Origin of the sequence: Streptomyces sp. NPDC057963 (assembly GCF_042887155.1) — a bacterium.
Taxonomy (GTDB): domain Bacteria; phylum Actinomycetota; class Actinomycetes; order Streptomycetales; family Streptomycetaceae; genus Streptomyces.
This window is the reverse complement of record NZ_JBHVPX010000012.1, coordinates 1-16,664: the sequence shown is the minus strand read 5'-3', so window position 1 is coordinate 16,664 and position 16,664 is coordinate 1. Positions and strand designations below refer to the sequence as shown.

The following is a 16,664-nucleotide window of genomic DNA, read 5'->3' as shown; positions in this document are numbered from 1 at the left end:
GGGCGTTCGCGATCAGGCAACACCACTCGGTCACAGTGAAGACATGACTGATGCGACATCCGCCAAGACTGCCCGCCGCTCCCACCACTGGCGTCGTGACGTGATCGAACTGGCCGCGCTGTTCACCGCCGTCGCGGTGGCCGACGCGATCGCCAACCTGATCGGGCACCAGCCGGACGGACCGTATCTCCTGATCGCCTCGGCCGCGGCGCTGGCCGTGACAGCCGCGTTCCACACCTGGTGGGCGCGGCGGCACAGCCACGCACCGCCGCCGACCGGCTCCGTCCCGGTCTCCGATACCGGCAGCACCGACAGCACGGCCCCGTTCGACAACACCCACAGCGGCCACACCGCCGCGCCCCCGCTCACGACCGCGCTCACGACCGCGCCCATCGCCGCGGGCGCGACCCTGTCCCCCGAGGACACGGTGCTGTGGCGGATGCGTACCACCGTCCGGGACACCCCGGGCAGTCTGGCCGCGCTGTGCGGTGCGCTCGCCCGGCACCGGGTCGACATCCTGACCCTGCAGACGCACCCGCTGGCACAGGGCACGGTCGACGAGTTCCTGCTGCGCGCACCCGCCCCGCTCCAGGCTCAGCAGCTGAGCCGGGCGGTCGCCGCAGCGGGGGGTGGCTCGACCTGGATCGAACGGGCCGACGCGCACGACCTGGTGGACACCCCGACCCGTGTCCTGGGCCTGGCCACGCGCACGGCCCTGAATGCGGCCGAACTCCCCCTCGCCCTGCGCCAGCTGCTCGGCCGCTGCACCATCCACTCGCTGCCCGCCGTCTCGATCACCGGCCGCTCAACCGGTGAGACCGCCCCGGTCGAGGGCGTGCTGGAGGAGACGGTGATGCGGTTGCGCGACCCGTCGGGGGGCGCCCTCACCATCGAGCGGCCCTGCCTTCCGTTCACGCCGACCGAGTTCGCCCGTGCCCGCGCCCTGGTCGAGCTCGACGCCCGGCTCGGCCCCCGCGTCCCGCGCAGCGAGCAGGTACTCACGCTCCCCGAGGGCAACGAGATCACCGTGCGCCGCGCGGACCGCAGCGACCTCGAAGCGGCCCGCGCCATGCACGACCGCTGCTCCGAGCAGACGTTGCGGCTGCGGTACCACGGCCCGGTCCAGGACGCCGACCGCTACCTGGACCATCTGCTGAGTCCCCGCTTCGGCCGCACTCTGGCGGTGCAGACGGCCTCCGGCCGGGTGGTCGCCCTCGGCCACCTCCTCTGGGACGGCGACGAGACGGAGGTCGCCCTCCTCGTCGAGGACGAGTGGCAGCGCCGCGGGATCGGCTCCGAACTCCTCGGCCGTCTGGTGGCGCTCGCCGTCGAGGCAGGCTGCGAGAACGTCTACGCCGTCACCCAGGCATCGAACACCGGCATGGTCACGGCCATGCGCGCGCTGTCCCTGCCGCTGGACTACCAGATCGAGGAGGGCACGCTGGTCATCACCGCCCGGCTGGATGCGACGCCGGTCCGTTCACTGCCGCCGTACGAGCAGGCCGACCGCTGACCTGCCGATGAACGACGCCGTGCGGATCGGCTTCCGTGCGGTCGCCGGCCTCCTGTGAGCTCAACGCCTGGCACAGATCGGCCCACAGGTCCTCGACGTCCTCCAGACCGACCGACATCCGCAGCAGCCGGTCCCCCACGCCGGACGCCTGCCGGTCGCCCTCGTCCACAATGCGGTGGCTGATGGAGGCCGGGTGCTGGATCAGGGTGTCCACACTGCCGAGACTGACCGCGGGCGTGATGAGCCGTACGGCCGAAATCACCCGGTGCGGATCCCCGTACACCTCGAACGAGACCATCGCCCCGCCCAGCTTCGGGTAGTGGACGCGGGCGACACGCGGATCGGCCGTCAGCCTGCGGGAGAGTTCGGCGGCGCTCGCGGAGGCCGCCCGGACCCGGACCGGGAGCGTGGCGAGCCCGCGCAGCAGCAGGTATCCGGCCATCGGGTGCAGCACCCCGCCGGTGGCGAAGCGCACCTGCCGCAGGCCGGCCGCGAACTCCTCGTCGCAGGCGACGACTCCGCCCATCACATCGCCGTGTCCGCCGAGGTACTTGGTGGCGCTGTGCAGCACGATCCGCGCGCCGTGTTCGAGGGGACGCTGGAGGACGGGTGTGGCGAACGTGTTGTCGACGAGCAGCGGCACGGAACCGCAGGAGTGCGCGATCGCGCGGATGTCGGCCTCGGCGAGCGTCGGGTTGGCGGGCGTCTCCACCATCACCAGACCCGTGTCCGGGCGGATCGCCTCCGCGATGCCCGCCGGGTCGGTCCACGTCACCTCGGTGCCGAGCAGACCGGTGCCGAGAAGGTGATCGCTACAGCCGTAGAGCGGACGGACGGCGACCACATGGCGCAGTCCCATGCTCGCCCGGACCAGCAGGACAGCGGTGAGCGCCGCCATTCCGCTGGCGAACGACACCGCGCTCTCCGCCCCTTCGAGCCGGGCGAGAGCGGTCTCGAAGCGGGCCGTCGTCGGATTGTCCAGACGTGCGTAGACGGGAGGTCCGTCGAGCTTGGCGCCGGTGGCGGCGAAGGTGTCGATCCGCTCGGCCTCGCCCCTGGAGTCGTACGAGGGGTATGTGGTGGACAGATCGATCGGCGGGGCGTGCAGGCCGAGCGCCGCGAGATCGTCGCGGCCCGCGTGCACGGCTTCGGTGGCCAGTGCCCTGGTCCGGGTTGTCGTCGAGGTCGCCATCGGGGATTCGGTGTCCATGACAGCACTCTGAACAAACACCTGGTTGTTGCGGCCATCTCCCGTGCTACGTTCGGCAGATGCCCGATTCAGTCGTTCTCGACCCGGTAGATCTGCACATTCTGCGACTGCTACAGAACGATGCCCGGACCACCTACCGCGAACTGGCCGCCGAGGTCGGTGTCGCACCGTCGACCTGCCTGGACCGGGTGACCAGGCTGCGCCGCTCCGGCGTCATCCTCGGCCAGCAGTTGCGTCTGGACCCGGCAAAGCTCGGTCGCGGCCTGGAGGCGCTGCTCTCCGTACAGGTCCGGCCGCACCGCAGGGAACTCATCGGCCCGTTCGTCGAGCGCATCAGGACACTCCCCGAATCCCGCGCGCTCTTCCATCTGACCGGGCCCGACGACTACCTGGTCCATGTCGCGGTCACCGGTACCGCGGATCTGCAACGCCTGGTACTGGACGAATTCACCTCGCGCCGTGAAGTGGCCCGGGTCGAGACCCGGCTGATATTCCAGCAGTGGGAGTGCGGCCCCCTGCTGCCGCCGAACGCCGGACCGGCCGGGGCGGACCACTGAGACCGAAGGTCCGGCGGGGCACCGAAAGCCCCATGGTGGTGACGCGGAGGCCTCCGCCGTACGAGGATGTCCGCATGTCAGACATTCCCAGCAGCGCGCTGCCCCGCCAGGTCGCCGACGCCTACGTCGACGCATTCATCGAGCTCGACCCGATCTCGGGCACCTACCTGGGTGTCGCGGAGAGCTCGCGCCGCCTTCCCGACTTCTCTCCGGCAGGGCAGGAAGCCCTCGCCGAACTCGCCCGCACCACCCTGGCGAAGCTCGATGCCTCCGAACAGCTGCCCGGCGCGGACAGCGATGCCGAGCGCCGTTGCGGCCGCCTACTGCGCGAGCGTCTCACCGCGGAACTCGCCGTCCATGAGGCCGACGAGGGGCTGCGCACGGTCTCCAACCTCTCCTCGCCGGCGCACAGCATCCGTGAGGTGTTCACGGTGACGCCGACCGAGACCGACGAGGACTGGGCGGCGGTCGTGGACCGGCTGCGCGCGGTTCCCGCCGCACTGGAGGGCTACCGCGAGTCGCTCGCGCTCGGCCTGGAGCGCAAGCTGTACGGCGGCCCGCGCGCCACCGCGACCTTCATCGGCCAGCTCGACGAGTGGGCCGGCGATGGCGAGACCGGTTTCTTCCCGGCCTTCGCGGCCGACGGCCCGGCGTCTTTGCGTACCGAGCTGGACGAGGGCGCACGCCGGGCCACGGAGTCGGTCGTGGCGCTGCGCGACTGGATGCGCGAGGTGTACGCCCCTGCGGTCGAGGGCGCGCCGGACACGGTCGGCCGTGAGCGGTACGCGCGCTGGTCACGCTACTTCAACGGCACCGATCTCGACCTCGACGAGGCGTACGCGTACGGCTGGTCCGAGTACCACCGGCTGCTCGCCGAGATGAGGACCGAGGCCGAGAAGGTCCTGCCCGGCGCCGGTCCCTGGGAGGCGCTCGCCCATCTCGATGTGCACGGCAAGCACATCGAGGGGGTCGACGAGGTCCGGGCCTGGCTGCAGAGCCTGATGGACGAGGCGATCGAGGCGCTCGACGGTACCCACTTCGAACTGGCCGAACGGGTACGGAAGGTGGAGTCCCGCATCGCCCCGCCCGGCGGCGCCGCCGCCCCGTACTACACGGGCCCGTCCGAGGACTTCTCCCGCCCCGGCCGCACCTGGCTGCCCACCATGGGCGAGACCCGCTTCCCGGTGTACGACCTGGTCTCCACCTGGTACCACGAGGGCGTGCCCGGCCACCATCTGCAGATCGCCCAGTGGACGCATGTCGCCGACAGCCTCTCCCGCTACCAGGCGTCGATCGGCGGTGTCAGCGCCAATGCCGAGGGCTGGGCGCTGTACGCGGAGCGGCTCATGGACGAGCTGGGCTTCCTGCCGGACGCCGAGCGCCGCCTCGGCTATCTGGACGCGCAGATGATGCGGGCCTGCCGGGTGATCGTGGACATCGGCATGCACGCGGAGATGGAGATTCCGGCGGACTCCCCGTTCCACCCCGGCGAGCGGTGGACCCCCGACCTGGCCCAGGAGTTCTTCGGCAACCACAGCGGCCGTCCGGCCGATTTCGTGGAGAGCGAACTCACCCGCTATCTCTCGATGCCGGGACAGGCGATCGGATACAAGCTGGGCGAACGCGCCTGGCTGCTCGGCCGGGAGAACGCCCGCAGGGCGCACGGCGACGCGTTCGACGCCAAGGCCTGGCACATGGCCGCACTGTCGCAGGGGCCGCTCGGTCTCGACGACCTCGTGGACGAACTGTCCAGGCTCTGACCCGTCCCCCCGCCCCCGCTCCGTTCCTCTCGCTTCCCCGCCTGCTTTCGCACTCCCGGGGAACGCGTCGGCGGCAGCGGCCGGGGGCGGGGCACTCGTCCGGCGCGGCCGGTCAGCAGTCGCAGTCGTCGGAGCCGACCGGTGCGGTGAGCGGATCGGCGTCGCCCCGGTCGCGCCCTTTCCGGGTCTCGCACGCGAAACCCTCACGCACCCAGTACTCGAAACCGCCGAGCATCTCCTTTACCCGGTAGCCGGGTTCGGCGAGGGCGGGCACGGCACGCGCTCCGCCGTTGCAGCCGGGTCCCCCGGCGCGCCATCAGCCGCTGGCCGCGCCCTCGGTGCGGTGCCGTACCGCCGATCCGTGCCGCTCCTTCACCACTTCCAGCTGTACCGGGACACGGCGGCGCAGGTCGGCGACATGGCTGACGATGCCGACGCTGCGGTCCCGTTCGCGCAGCGAGTCCAGCACGTCGAGCACCTCGTCGAGGGTCTGGTCGTCCAGGCTGCCGAAGCCCTCGTCGATGAAGAGGGTGTCCAGCCGTACGCCGCCGGCCTCGTCGGTGACGACATCGGCGAGGCCGAGCGCGAGGGCGAGCGAGGCGAAGAACGTCTCGCCGCCCGAGAGTGTCGCCGTATCGCGTTCGCGGCCGGTCCAGGCGTCGACGACATGCAGGCCGAGACCTGCTCTGCGGCCTCCGGTGCGGGCATCGGAATGGACCAGCGTGTAACGGCCGGACGACATGCGCTGCAGCCGCGCGGTGGCCGCGGCGGCGACCTGTTCGAGCCGGGCGGCGAGCACATAGGCCTCCAGCCGCATCTTGCGTTCGTTGTCCGCGGAGGTGCCCGCGGTGAGCCCGGCCAGCCGTGCCACCCGGTCGTACTCCTCGCGCAGCGGCCCGAGCCCGCGTACCTCGTCCGTGGCGCCGCGGGACAGCCGGCCGAGCTCGGCACAACGCTCGCGTGCGGCGGCCAGAGCCGCGGAGGCGTCCCGCAGCAGTCGTTCGGCGGTGTCGTACGCGGCCTGCGCGGCGTCCACCGCGGCCGGCGGGCCGTCGGCGGCAGCTCGGGTCGCGGTCTCGGCGAGACGGTCGGCGACGGCGGCCGCCTCGGACTGCCAGGTGTCGATCAGGCGCTGGAGACCGCGCTGTTCGGCGTCGGTGAGAAGGGTCGCCGCCGCGGCCCGCGGAGTGTCGAACCCGGCCCGGAACGCGGCGTCCGCGAGTCGGCCGTCGGCGTCCTTGCGGCGCTGTGCGGCCATCTCCTCCTCGCGCACCGCCTCGGCGGCCGCGGCGAGCAGACCGACCCGGCGCTCCAGCAGCTCGGCGCGCCCGGCAACGCTCGCGGACCCTCCTCGTGCGGTCGCCAACTCGGCTTCCAGCACAGCTTGTTCACGGTCCAGCCCTTCCCGCAGGGAGGTACGGGCCGCGGCCCGGCGCTCGGCCAGCTGCCGGCCCTCCAGGCGCTCGGCCTGTTCCCGCTCGGAGGCCGCAAGTGCCTCGCGCGCCGCGTGCGTACCCGCAGCCGCCCGGTGCGCCTCGGCGTGCTCGCGCGTCAGCCTCTCGGCGAGCGCGGCGAGTTCGGCGACGGTCGGATCGGCCGCGGGCTCGGCGACGGAACCGGAACGGGACCGCACGGCGCGGGCCGCATCGGTGGCGATCGCCTCGGACCCGGCACCCGGCCCGGACGGCCCGGTCGCGGCACCCCCGCCGACCGGCGCGGGCACGGCCGGTCCGGCGCCGGCGTCGCCGCCCGCGGAGGCCGGCGCGAGCGACGCGGCGCCGAGGCCTCCGGCCACGCGCCCGGACACGGCCGGTACAGCGGCACCGGCGCCGTCCCTCTGCTGCGGCACCGCCGGCTGTGCGGCGGCGCGGGCCGCCAGGTGTTTCTCCCGTACAACCCCGAGCTCCCGGTCCGCCTCGTTGCGCGCCGCCTCGGCCCGCCGGTAGGCGTCGAGAGCCCGCTCCTCGGTGGCCCGGTCGACATGGCCGTCGCCCGCGCGGGCGGGCCTGGGGTGGTCGGCGGAGCCGCACACCTTGCAGTCCTCGCCCTCGACCAGCTCGGCGGCCAGCTCGGCGGCGATGTCGCGCAGCCGCCGTTCGCGCAGCTCCAGCCACGACTCGTGGGCGCCCGAGGCCTGTTCACGGGCCGCGGCCAGCCGCTCGGCGGCGGCCGACACCCGGAGGGCGAGCGCGTCGCGGCGGCGGGCCGCTTCCAGCCGTGCGCGGGCCGGCTCCAGTCGGCCGGCGAGCTGTTCGGCGCGGGTCGCGGCCTCCTGGGCCTCCTCGATGCGCAGCCGGAGTTCGTGCCGGGTGGCTTCCCACCCGGCCAGCCAGCCCTTCGCTTCGTGGATCAGCTCGTCGTCGGCCCGCGCCTGACGCTCCAGCCCGGCCCGCTCGGCGTCGATCTGCGCACTGCGCCGCTCCGCGCGCTTCGCCGCGTCGAGACCGCCCAGCTCCTGCCGGAGCCTTCGCTCCCGTTCCGCCAGTTGTCCGGCACCGGCGTCGGCCAGGGTGTCGGGCAGCAGCGCACGGGCGCTGTCGCGGGCCTCACGGGCCGCGTGGTATGCGCGCTCGGCCTCGTCGCGCAGCTCCAGTGCCGGAGCGACGAGGTCCGCCTTGCGGGCCCGCGCAAGCCGTTCACGGTGCCGGTCGTGGTCGGGGCGGCCGACTTCGAGTGCGGCGGCACGGCGCTGCGTCTCCTCGTACCGCTGCTGGAGCGCGGCACGTTCGCGTTCGCCGTCGAGGGCCCGTCGGGCGGCCGACTGCCGGCCTTCGGCCATGGACAGTACGGACGCGGCGATGTCGAGCCGTTCCCAGGCACTGCTGCGGGCCGCCGCGGCCCACTCCAGCACGCCGTCGGCGAGTCCCGGTTCGCCGGGCTGGATGTCCGGCAGCGGTGATTCGCGCGCGGCCGGCCCGGCGGCCTGGGCGATCCGCTGAGCGATCGCGAGGGTCCGTTCGTCCCCGGCCCTGACCTCTGCTTCGGCGGTACGGCGCAGCTCGGCGAGGCGCTCCTCGACGGCGGCGAAACGCCGGGTGTCGAAGAGCCTGCCGAGCAGTTTGCCGCGCGCCTCGGCGTCCGCGCGCAGGAAGCGGGCGAAGTCGCCCTGCGGCAGGAGGACCACCTGGCAGAACTGGTCCCGGCTCATGCCGATGAGCTGGGTGATCTCCTCGCCGATCTCCTGGTGCGAGCGGCTCAGCGGCCGCCAGCCGTCGTCGGGGTCGTACTCCCGCAGCCAGCTCTGGGCCTTCTCCGTCGTGAAGCCGCTGCCCTTCTTCTTGGGGCGGGGCTGCGCGGGGCGCCGGGTGATTTCGAGCCGTCGGCCGCCGACGGTCAGTTCCAGCTTGACCTCGGTGGGAAGGGCGGCCGGGGCGTGGTCGCTGCGCAGCGACGTGCCGGGGCTCTGGCGGGCGCCGGGCACCGCGCCGTACAGGCCGTAGCAGACGGCGTCCAGGACCGAGGTCTTCCCCGCGCCGGTCGGCCCGTGCAGCAGGAAGAGCCCCGCCGAGGAGAGCGCGTCGAAGTCGATCTCCTGGGTGGCGCCGAACGGTCCGAAGGCGGTGAGGGCGAGTCTGTGGAGTCTCAACGGTTCACCTCACGCGCACCGTCGTCCACCCGCACGTGGTCGAAGGCGCCGCGCAGCACCGTGCGCTCCAGTTCGTCCGCCGGGGACCCGCCCCGCACATGTGCCACGAAGTCCTCCGCGATCTGCTGGTCGTCGCGTCCCTTGAGGCGCTGTGCGTAGGACGCGAGCGGGTCGTCGGGGGCCCGGTCGGGTTCGAACACGAGACGGAGTGTGTGCGGGAACCGCTCGACGAGGCGGGCCATCGGCTCCGCCGGGCGCACCGGGTCGGTGAGCGTGGCCTCCACCCAGGACTCCCGGTGCCGCTCCAGCGCGGGATCGTCGACGAGGCTGTCGAGGCGGCCACGGAGTCTGGCGAGCGGACGGGGCACCGGGCAGTCGGTCCGCTCGGCGTGGATCGCGCCCGAGGCGTCGAGGTCGATCAGCCACATCGTCTTGCGGTGGGCGGCCTCGGAGAAGGAGTACGCGAGCGGCGAGCCCGAGTAGCGGACCCGATCGGCGACGGTCTGGCAGCCGTGCAGATGCCCGAGCGCCACGTAGTCGACGCCGTCGAAGACTCCGGCGGGGACCGCGGCCACCCCGCCGACGGTGATGTCGCGCTCGCTGTCGCTGGGCTCGCCGCCCGCGACGAAGGCATGGGCGAGCACCACGGACCGGGTGGTGTCCGGTCGGTCCGCGAGGTCGGCGCGGATCCGGTCCATGGCCGCGCCCAGCACCGCCTCGTGCCCGGCCCGCTCCGCCTTGAAGACGTCCTTCACCAGAGCGGGTTCCAGGTAGGGCAGCCCGTAGAACGCCACATCGCCGTGTGCGTCGCGCAGGACGACGGGGGTGGCGCAGTGGGCGGGGTCGGTGCGCAGATGGATTCCGGCCCGCTCGATCAGACCTGCGCCGACGCCCAGTCTGCGTGCCGAGTCGTGGTTTCCGGAGATCATCACGGTGGGGACACCGGCGGCGGCGAGCCGGTGCAGCGCGTCGTCGAAGAGCTCGACGGCGGAGAGCGGCGGAACGGCCCTGTCGTACACGTCACCCGCGACGAGGACCACGTCCACCTCGTGCGCGCGCACCGTGGCCACCAGGTGATCCAGGTAGGCGGCCTGGGCTTCGCGCAGGGAGACCCGGTGGAACGACCGCCCCAGGTGCCAGTCCGATGTGTGCAGAATCCTCACTGTACCGCTCCGACCTGCACGTTTCCCCTCACTCCGCTCCCGGAACCAGCACCGGACCAGCACCAGCCCCATCCCCGTCGCCACCTACGCTAGCGCCGGTCGGCACCTGATCCGTCACGGACCTCAGTCTGCCATCGGCGCCGGGGTGGGTGGGATGGCCGTGGAGGTCGGTCGGCGGCGGAGCCGCGACCACCGGGACCCGCGTACGGGAATCCCTGTCAGTGGCGAACTGGATGTCCGTGGCGAACTGGACCAGCGAGTGGCCCCACCGGCGTGGCATCTCCAGGAGTGGAACTCCGGGCAAGTCCGGCCGAGGGCCTGTTCTGCCATGTGGAGGGTGTACTCAAGGTCGAATCCGCGCAGGAAGGACCGCCGACGCAGGTCGGCGTCGGCAGCGGTGCCGGCGGCTCCCGCGGGCGGCGCAGAACGGCAGACCGGTCCGCTCACGGCCGTGGTGCTGGTCGGGTGCCTCTTTGGCGACGCCGGGGAGCGTTCAGGGGCGGACCAGATCCAGCGCCTTCTTCAGGTTGTGCTCGGCGACGCCCGCCATGAACGCCCGGCCGGGGAAGTCCCCGTCGAGCAGCCGCAGTGGACCGGCCGTGAGCGAGAGCCGCTGTGCCAGCATGTAGAGCGCGAGCCGGTCCTCGTCCAGTCCGTCCACTCCCAGCGGCCGATAGGCGTCGTGCAGGCGGATCCGCAGGAAAACGTGCTCCCACTCGACGTCGAAGTACATCAAGCCCTCGATGTCGATCACCACGGGGTTCCCGCCCGCGTCCACCACCACATGGTCGGGGCCCAGTTCGCCATGCACGACCGCATACTCCGCGCGCGGCCGCACCGCCGCCGCCAGACCCAGCAGTCGCCCCTCCAGCCGGTCGCGGGCTTTCGCGATCCGCGGATCACGCACCGCCGCCTCGTCGAGGTCCCGCAGCGCACGGTCCAGGACGACCCCCTCGCACGACGTCCCGCGCGACGTTCCCCCTCCGTCGACCACGGCCACCTTGCCGTACGCGGACGCCCGATGACCCCGCATCGCCGCCAGCGCCTCCCCGAGCCGGGCCATGACCGGGGCAGCCGCGTGCGGGTCGCGCGCGAGCAGTTCCTCCAGGTTCTCGCCCGGGAGGTCCTCGACGATCGCGAGGTCGCCGGGGCAATGGGCTCCGTCGCGGTCGACGAGACGGATCGCCGGAACGCGGACGCCGAGCGCGTCCAGCCGCGCGTGTGCGGCCTCGAACAGGTCGAGCCGGAGACCGGGCGAGAACGGGTCGGCGAGGTCGTCGTCGCCCTCGGCCGCCGGCCAGTAGTTCTCGGTGTCGTCCCACAGGTAGGCGATCGCCGTCGTCGCGTCGTCCATCACCAGGCGGTACACGCCTTTCTTGCTACCGCCCGCAACCCGCTCGACCGCCTCCAGCCGCCGCCCACCACCCAGCGCGGCCCGCGCCGCGCCCGCCAACTGCTCCCGCACCATTGCCCTGGACACCACGCTCCGAACCACCTCCACGTTCCGAACCGCCTCTCCGCCACGGCAGATCTGCGCACCAGTATCCCTTGCGTAACTCGCGGCCGGCACACAGCTGCTGGCGGGCGGAGCCGGGATCCGAACGGCGGGAATACCGATGGGGCACGGGAGGTTGGCCCGCACACGCCGAACGAGGAGGGGGTACGCGTATGAGGGTCGGGGACATCGAGGTGCTTCCCGTTGTGGACGGGATGGGCATGGAGGTGGCGGCGGACATCCTGACACGCCCCGGCGTGGACGATCCGTGGGCTTGTCACAGCGAGCACCTCGGCGCGGACCGGACACTGCAACTGCCGTTGGGCGGCTTCTGCGTGCGCACGGGCGATCGGACGGTTCTGGTGGATGCGGGGGTCGGCGACTTCGACGACGGCAAGTACTCCGGGGGAGGCCTGATCGCCTCGCTCTCCGCGCACGGAATCGAACCCCGTGACGTCACGGACGTGGTCTTCACACACCTGCACTTCGACCATGTCGGCTGGGCCACGCACGACGGCGCCACCGTGTTCCCCAACGCCACGTACCGGGCCCACCAGGCCGACTGGGAACACTTCGTCGCCGGCCCGGCCGCAGACTCTCGGGCCGTCGGCAAACTCAGCCCGCTCGAACCGCAGTTGGAATTGTTCGACGCGGACTTCACCGTCGCTCCGGGGCTCGACGCCCGCCACGCCCCCGGTCACACTCCGGGTTCGACCATCTACGTCGTTTCCTCCGGCGAGCAGCGCGCCCTGCTGCTCGGGGACGTGGTGCACTCGGTCGTCGAGCTCGGCGAGCGGGACTGGCAGGTGATCTGGGACGTCGATCCGGCCGCCGCCTCAGCGGTGCGCAACCGCATCGCCGACCAGGTGGCCGACACCGAAGACCTCGTCGTTGCCTCTCACTTCCCGGCCATGCGGTTCGGCCGGATCATCACCACCGGCGGCCCGCGCCGGTTCGTCGCCACCTGAGAGACCGCTCCATCCGGTGGGTCGGCGGTGGCAGACGAGGGAAGGGCCGCGGCCATGCCGGCGAAGGCGAGGAAGTGCTCAGCCCTGCGCTCGAAGCGACGGGGGACGCGGTCGGCACGACCGTCGATGCCGACATCACCCGGTGAGGCCAGTTGCGCAGTGAGGCCAGTTGCACGGCGGGCGGCGGGCGAAGTCTCATCCGGGCTCGCGGAGGTACGCCTCCAACTCGGCGGCCCCGGTCAGCATCGCCCGACCGCGGGCGGACAGCCGGCCGTGCCAGTCGCCCAGTGCGGCCTCCAGCGGCTCCAGCCCGCCGGCCGTGTGCACCTGGGCGATCAGCGGGGCGATCTGCTCCAGCAAGTAGCCGCCCCGCCTGAGCTGGTGGGCCAGCCGTGCGTCCCGTACGTCGGCCTCGCCGTAGACGCGGTACCCGGTCAGCGGGTCGCGGCGCGGGCGCACCAGCCCGGCACGCTCCCATGTGCGCAGCGTCGCGGGATGGATTCCGAGCGCCTCGGCCAGCGGCCCGATGAACGTGCCGCCGGGCCCGGACACCGCAGCGTCGGGTTCGGACACCGTGGTGGGCGCCAAGTCACGGAGGGCGTTCTCCACGGCCTCGAGTGTCCGCCGGTCGTCGAGCAGCTGGGCATGGCTCTCGTCGATGAGGCGGAACGCCTCGTCGACCGCGCCCTGGTTCACGGCCCGCATGATCGACGTCGCCGTCGGATGACCGTGGCCGGGCACCAGGGCGAGGAACGCGCCCAGGGCCCGCGCGTGCAGGGGGGTGTAAGTGCGGTAGCCGTGGGGTGTGCGCCCGGCGGCCGGAAGGATGCCGGCCTCCTCGTAGTTCCTGACCGCCTGCGTGGACAGACCGTGCCCGCGCGCCAGGTCGATCGGCCTGAGATGCCCGCCGTTTTGAAGGTTTTTCCCCATGAGCCTGACGGTACCGCGGGAAAGTTTCAACCGAAGGTTCAACGATACCGTTGAAGGCATGGCTACTGACATCAAGGGAACCGTCCATGCCGTCGAGGCCGCCGCCGTCATGAGTCTGCTCCCGGCCCGGCCGCGTCTGCTCGCCCTGGGCGAGCCCACTCACGGCGAGGACACCCTGCTCGACCTGCGCAACGAACTCTTCGGACAGCTCGTCGAGCAGGAGGGCTACCGGACGATCGCGATCGAGAGCGACTGCATGGCGGGCCTGGCCGTGGACGACTACGTCTCCACGGGCACGGGCACCCTCGACGAGGTCATGGAACACGGATTCAGCCACGGCTGGGGCTCCTTCGCGGGCAACCGCGAACTCGTGCGCCGGATGCGCGCCTACAACGACGGCCGGCCGGCCTCCGAGCGGCTCCGCTTCGCCGGTTTCGACGGCCCGCTGGAGATCACCGGCGCCGCGAGCCCCCGGCAGTCCCTCACCGCGCTCCACGACTACCTCTCGACCCGGGTGGACGCGGGCCTGCTCCCCTGCACCGGGAAGACGCTCGACCGCCTGCTCGGTGCCGACGACCGCTGGACCGATCCCGCCGCGATGATGGACCCGGCCCGGTCCGTGGGGCAGTCGGCCGAGGCCGGTCGGCTGCGGCTGCTCGCCGACGATCTGGTGGCGCTGCTCGACACGCAGACGCCGCGCCTGATCACGGAGGCGCCGCGGGACGACTGGGACCGGGCGCGCCTGTACGGGCGCACCGCGACCGGGCTGCTGCGCTACCACCACTGGATGGCCGACACCTCACCGGCCCGCATGACCCGACTGGTGAGCGTGCGGGGTCAGATGATGGCCCACAACCTCCTCGCCGTCGCCGCTCGGGGCCCGGCGCTCGTCCACGCCCACAACTCCCATCTCCAGCGGGAGAAGAGCACGATGCAGACGTGGGAGGGGTCGGTGGAGTGGTGGAGCGCCGGTGCGCTGGTGAGCGCCCGGCTCGGCGAGGAGTACGCCTTCGTGTCCACGGCCCTCGGGACGATCCGGCACCAGGGAGTGGACACGCCGCCGCCGGACACCGTCGAAGGGCTCCTGTACGCGCTCCCGGAGGACCGCTGCGTCATCGACGCCGCGCGGCTGGCCACCGCCCTCGGCGACACGCGGCCCACGCCCCGCGTGTCCCCCTGGTTCGGCTACGCCCCGCTTGACCCGGCCCACTTGGCGGACAGCGACGGCATCGTGTTCGTCAAGGACGTCCCGCAGAGCTAGGCAGTGTCTTCAAAAGCTCTTGCTTAGTGGATCATGGTCGGGTGAAACGGCGCCATGAACTGTCCGACGTCAAGTGGGAGTTCGTCCGGCCGCTACTGCCCGCGTCGCTGCGGGGGCGGAAGCGGTTGGATGACCGCACCGTGCTCAACGGCATAGTGTGGAAGTTCCGCACCGGGGTGGGATGGCGGGACGTTCCTGAGCGGTACGGCCCGTGGGCCACGCTGCACACCCGATTTCGCCGGTGGGCCCTGGACGGCACTTTCGACCGGATGCTCCGGGCCGCCCAGGCGAAGGCGGACGCGGCCGGGGGCATCGACTGGCTTGTCTCGGTCGACTCCACGGCCGTCCGGGCTCACCAGCACGCCGCCGGGGCCCGAAAAGGGGGCAGTTCCGCACTCGGACGCTCCCGGGGCGGACTGACCAGCAAGATCCACCTGGCCTGCGATGCCCTGGGACGTCCGCTCGCTTTCACTGTCACTGGCGGGAACACCAACGACTGCACCCAGTTCACTGCCGTGATGGAAGCGATACGGGTGCCCCGCCTCGGACCGGGACGGCCACGGATTCGGCCCGACCACGTCCTGGGCGACAAGGGCTACAGCTCCAAAGCCATCCGGGTCTGGCTCAGACAGCGAGGTGTCGGGCACACCATCCCGGAACGGGCCGACCAGATCCGAAACCGGCTCCGCCGAGGATGCCGCGGCGGGCGCCCGCCGGCCTTCGATAAGCAGCTCTACAAACAGCGCAACGTCGTCGAACGCTGCTTCAACCGCTTGAAACAATGGCGCGGCATTGCCACGCGCTACGACAAGACCGCCGAGTCCTACCAGGCAGCAGTCGCTCTCGCATCGCTCCTGATGTGGGTTCGATGCTAAGCGACAGATGGTAGAGGACCCCTGACACTATGTCATGTGATAGATGGCGGGAGATGCCCGCACGGCTCGCGTACCGAGTTCCACCGGGCTCGGGCAAGGCCAAGAGCCGTGCGACTCCTTGCTGTCGGAGTCACCAGCCGGCGTGCCCGTCGCCGTGGTGGCCGGTGCCGCCTGCGCCGCCCTCGGACCAACCGCCGGAGTCCAAGCCGTGGCCAAGACCGTGGCCGCCGGTGGTGAAGTCGGCGTAGAGGTCACTGAGCTCGCCGAGGAGTTGGCGGGTGAGGACGTCGGCGCCGGTGGTCAGTGCCACAGCGAGTTCCTCGTCGGCGACCGGGACCGCTCCGGCGGTTGAGGGGGTGAGACGGTGCGTTGCGGCGAGGGCGGCCATACGGCGGCGGTCGGTGATGCCGCGCACTCCAGGGTAGGCGGCAGGGGCGAGGCCTGCGGCCTGGGCAAGCACGGCGAGGGTGAGGTTGCGGTCAGCGGTGGACCTTGCGGAGCCGGAGCGGACCACGCTGTCGAGGCGGGTCAGTAGCGCCTGGCGGCGCGGCATGTCCACGGAAAGAATGTCGTTGCGGGTACGGCCACTGGAATCGCGCCACCGACGGACACGGACCGCCTTCTGGTCCTCCAGTCGGGAGAGGTACTCGACGGTCAGGGAGCGCGGTGTCCGGCGCAGCCAGTCCTTGAGGTCGGGCGGGGGAGTAGCTGCGCCGAGACCTTGCAGGACATTGCTCAGGCGACGGTCTTCGACAGGCTGGGGGTCCAACACCTCGATCCGTCGGCGCCCGACGGCGATCCGTCCTGCCAGGCACAGATCCGCCAACTCCGAGGTCCGCAGGGCGTACCGAAGCCAATTGTCGCTGCGTATACGTATGCGCTGCCTGCCTGGGGCTATCGCGAGCAGGAGTAGTTCATCCCCCGTAGTCATGCCTGCCAGGGTAGGCGCGGCGGTCCGCGGAAGGGAGAGCTCCGCAGGATGCTCAGCGTGCCGCCTGTACCGGAGTGCCTGCCCCCGGGAGGCCAAGCCCGGACGCACAGGCATTTCTGTCAGGACCGGGGCGCGCCTTCACGGCCTGCGGACATGGCGGAACTATTCCTGGCGTCGAATTGCCGTCTGCCGCGCAGCGTCTGGCGCACTGGCGGCGTTGCCGAAACGCCCTGGCACTCCATTGCGAGACCATTCCAGCGCCTTGTGGTCACACGCAGCGTAGCCGCCCTCCGGGCGACGACGGCAGTTTGACGACAGGGCCTAGTAGGGCTTTGTTAGGTGGTGTCGTAGGTCTGCCATGGGGTGGGTTGTCGGCAGGTGGGGCAGGTCCCGGTCCAGGTGGCTAACAGGTGTT

Annotated in this window: 12 protein-coding genes and 1 pseudogene; 6 read left to right on the top strand and 7 right to left on the bottom strand. The window is 71.9% G+C overall.

Annotated elements, in window-relative coordinates:
- Positions 1–43: 43 nt before the first annotated feature.
- Positions 44–1,513 carry a GNAT family N-acetyltransferase gene (locus ACFVT1_RS26225; RefSeq protein ID WP_389799754.1) on the top strand — a complete coding sequence of 490 codons (1,470 nt, stop codon included), beginning with the start codon at positions 44–46 and terminating at the stop codon, positions 1,511–1,513.
- Here the strand turns inward: ACFVT1_RS26225 and ACFVT1_RS26220 are convergent.
- Positions 1,449–2,723 (bottom strand): trans-sulfuration enzyme family protein, encoded by a 1,275-nt coding sequence (locus ACFVT1_RS26220; RefSeq protein ID WP_389799751.1) that lies wholly within the window; start codon positions 2,721–2,723, stop codon positions 1,449–1,451. The two genes, ACFVT1_RS26225 and ACFVT1_RS26220, sit on opposite strands and share 65 nt — an antisense overlap.
- A 59-nt stretch (positions 2,724–2,782) precedes the next feature.
- Here ACFVT1_RS26220 and ACFVT1_RS26215 point away from each other — a divergent pair, with 59 nt between their 5' ends.
- Both ACFVT1_RS26215 and ACFVT1_RS26210 read left to right on the top strand, forming a co-directional pair.
- Entirely contained in the window at positions 2,783–3,280 is a 498-nt protein-coding gene (locus ACFVT1_RS26215; RefSeq protein ID WP_389799748.1) for an Lrp/AsnC family transcriptional regulator, read from the top strand.
- A 74-nt stretch (positions 3,281–3,354) separates the two neighbouring features.
- Positions 3,355–5,040 (top strand): DUF885 domain-containing protein, encoded by a 1,686-nt coding sequence (locus ACFVT1_RS26210; RefSeq protein WP_389799745.1) that lies wholly within the window; start codon positions 3,355–3,357, stop codon positions 5,038–5,040.
- Between the two features lie 112 nt (positions 5,041–5,152).
- Here the strand turns inward: ACFVT1_RS26210 and ACFVT1_RS26205 are convergent.
- The 4 genes and pseudogenes from ACFVT1_RS26205 to ACFVT1_RS26190 form a co-directional block, all read right to left on the bottom strand.
- A pseudogene (locus ACFVT1_RS26205) lies at positions 5,153–5,344 on the bottom strand (rhodanese-like domain-containing protein); the annotation flags it as partial.
- 12 nt (positions 5,345–5,356) lie between these two features.
- A complete protein-coding gene (locus tag ACFVT1_RS26200; RefSeq protein WP_389799743.1) occupies positions 5,357–8,626 on the bottom strand; it encodes an AAA family ATPase in 3,270 nt (1,089 codons plus the stop codon).
- Positions 8,623–9,789 carry an exonuclease SbcCD subunit D gene (locus ACFVT1_RS26195; RefSeq protein ID WP_389799741.1) on the bottom strand — a complete coding sequence of 389 codons (1,167 nt, stop codon included), beginning with the start codon at positions 9,787–9,789 and terminating at the stop codon, positions 8,623–8,625. The genes ACFVT1_RS26200 and ACFVT1_RS26195 overlap by 4 nt, the downstream gene beginning before the upstream one ends.
- Before the next feature lie 493 nt (positions 9,790–10,282).
- Positions 10,283–11,257 carry a phosphotransferase family protein gene (locus tag ACFVT1_RS26190; RefSeq protein ID WP_389800161.1) on the bottom strand — a complete coding sequence of 325 codons (975 nt, stop codon included), beginning with the start codon at positions 11,255–11,257 and terminating at the stop codon, positions 10,283–10,285.
- Between the two features lie 200 nt (positions 11,258–11,457).
- On the opposite strand from ACFVT1_RS26190, the gene ACFVT1_RS26185 reads away from it, so the two are divergent.
- Positions 11,458–12,252, top strand: coding sequence for an MBL fold metallo-hydrolase (locus ACFVT1_RS26185; protein ID WP_389799738.1), 795 nt, complete (start codon positions 11,458–11,460; stop codon positions 12,250–12,252).
- A gap of 195 nt (positions 12,253–12,447) precedes the next feature.
- Here ACFVT1_RS26185 and ACFVT1_RS26180 read toward each other — a convergent pair whose 3' ends face one another.
- A complete protein-coding gene (locus ACFVT1_RS26180; RefSeq protein ID WP_389799736.1) occupies positions 12,448–13,182 on the bottom strand; it encodes a TioE family transcriptional regulator in 735 nt (244 codons plus the stop codon).
- A gap of 58 nt (positions 13,183–13,240) precedes the next feature.
- Here ACFVT1_RS26180 and ACFVT1_RS26175 point away from each other — a divergent pair, with 58 nt between their 5' ends.
- Together ACFVT1_RS26175 and ACFVT1_RS26170 are read left to right on the top strand one after the other, a co-directional pair.
- Entirely contained in the window at positions 13,241–14,443 is a 1,203-nt protein-coding gene (locus ACFVT1_RS26175) for an erythromycin esterase family protein (RefSeq protein WP_389799733.1), read from the top strand.
- 41 nt (positions 14,444–14,484) lie between these two features.
- Positions 14,485–15,318: an IS5 family transposase gene (locus ACFVT1_RS26170; RefSeq protein ID WP_389799730.1), complete on the top strand. Its 834-nt coding sequence runs from the start codon at positions 14,485–14,487 to the stop codon at positions 15,316–15,318.
- A 130-nt stretch (positions 15,319–15,448) separates the two neighbouring features.
- Here ACFVT1_RS26170 and ACFVT1_RS26165 read toward each other — a convergent pair whose 3' ends face one another.
- Positions 15,449–16,249: a GPP34 family phosphoprotein gene (locus ACFVT1_RS26165; protein ID WP_389799727.1), complete on the bottom strand. Its 801-nt coding sequence runs from the start codon at positions 16,247–16,249 to the stop codon at positions 15,449–15,451.
- Positions 16,250–16,664 lie beyond the last annotated feature (415 nt).